General features: G+C 77.0%; 1 protein-coding gene and 1 pseudogene. One reads left to right on the top strand and one right to left on the bottom strand.

Going from position 1 to position 1654, the window contains the following annotated elements:
- A pseudogene (locus GTR02_RS21630) lies at positions 1–590 on the top strand (hypothetical protein); the annotation flags it as partial.
- A 53-nt stretch (positions 591–643) separates the two neighbouring features.
- Here the strand turns inward: GTR02_RS21630 and GTR02_RS21625 are convergent.
- On the bottom strand, positions 644–1654 hold a 1011-nt coding region (locus GTR02_RS21625; RefSeq protein WP_205709800.1), incomplete at its 5' end, for an LCP family protein.

The raw sequence follows: 1654 nt of genomic DNA, 5'->3' as shown, positions 1-1654 counted from the left end.
CCGCCCACCCGTCCGCGCCGTCCCGCGACCTCGTCGTGGGCGAGGGCGACCTCCGCACCGTGGACCCGCTGGTCCTGCGCGGGCTCGTCGACACCCCGCCGCACGACCTCGCGGCCGCCGACGACCTGCTCCTGCGCATCGGCCGGCTGCAGGCTGTGGCCGAGCCCCTGCTCGAGGCGGTCGAGCACGCGACGGGGCTGCGGCGCCAGGTGCTCTTCGTGCTGCAGGCCGTCGACCAGGGCCACGTCCACGCGCGGGCGATCGGGCGGCAGGTCGGCGCGGACACGGCCACCGTGCAGGCGTGGCTGGACCGGCTGGGCGAGCAGGGGCACCTGCGCGCGGCGCCGCTGCGCCCGGGCGACCGGCACGTCGAGCTCACCGACTCCGGCCGCGCCGTCCTCGAGCACGTCGAGGCGATGACGCTGCGGAGCACCGACGCCCTGCTGCAGCTCATCGGCCCGGAGCGGGCGCGTGACGTCGCCGCCGCGCTGGAGGTGCTGGTCGAGGCCCTCACCGTGCCCGCGGCGGCCGGCGCGGCCGGGGCCCCGCTCGTGCTGCCCGCCGGTCAGCCGCGGTCGCTGCGGGCCTGAGGGCTGGAGGTCTCGAGGGCTCGGGCGACCCCGCGCCGGTCAGCCCGCGCCGGTCAGCCCGCGACGAGCGCGCGCAGGGCCCCGGTGTCGTCGGCCTTCAGGTCGGCGAACATCTGCAGCGCCTTGGTGCTGTCCCACTTCACGGCCGTGCCCGAGGACGTCGGGAGCGCGGGGTCGCTGACGGGGACGGTCATCGAGATGCCGTCGCTGCCGGCCGCGGCGCGCATGCCGCGCACGAAGGTGAGCAGGGCGAGCGGGTCCGTGCCGTCGTCGACGGTGATGGCCGAGCCGCCCGACGCGGCGAGGGGGAACGCGCGGAAGGGGTTGAGCAGCGTCGCGGGGCTGGCGGCCTTCGTCGTGATCGCCGCCAGCAGCGCCCGCTGCCGGTTGGCCCGGCCCAGGTCGCCCAGCGGGTCGGAGTAGCGGTAGCGGGCGTAGCCGAGGGCCGTCGCCCCGTCCATCTGCTGGCAGCCCGCGGGGATGTCGAGGCCCGCGCGGACGTCGTCCACCGCCACCGCGGGGCACATCTCGACCCCGCCGACCGCGTCGACGATCCTGGCGAACCCCCCGAACCCCGTCTCCACGTAGTGGTCGACGCGCAGACCCGACACGTCCTCGATCGTCTGCGTCAGCAGCTGCGGCCCGCCCAGGGCGAAGGCCGCGTTGATCTTGTTCCGGCCGTGACCGGGGATCGGGACGTAGCTGTCGCGCGGGACGCTGATGAGGGCGACCGGCCCACCGCCCGCCGGGACGTGCATGAGCATGATCGTGTCGGTGCGCTGGCCCACGCCGTCGGTGCCGCCCGCGGACAGGGCGCTGAGCTCCTCCTCGGACATCCCGGCGCGCGAGTCGCTGCCGACGATGAGGTACGTGGAGCCCGGTGTGGCCGCGGGGCGCGCGCCCGTCGAGGTCGCCGCGACGTGCTGCACCGATGACCACCCCTTCCAGCCCAGCGCGAGGGGGTAGGCCACCAGCAGGACCAGGAGCAGCACGAGGAGCGTGGCGAACCGGCGGCGGCGGCGCCGCGGCCGCCGGGCGCGCGGGGGCCGCGCCGCGGGCGGCGG

The sequence above is a fragment of the Kineococcus siccus genome (assembly GCF_009906795.1).
In the GTDB taxonomy this organism is placed as follows: Bacteria; Actinomycetota; Actinomycetes; order Actinomycetales; family Kineococcaceae; genus Kineococcus; species Kineococcus siccus.
The sequence above is the reverse complement of the archived record's forward strand: the minus strand, read 5'-3'. Positions and strand labels throughout refer to the sequence as shown.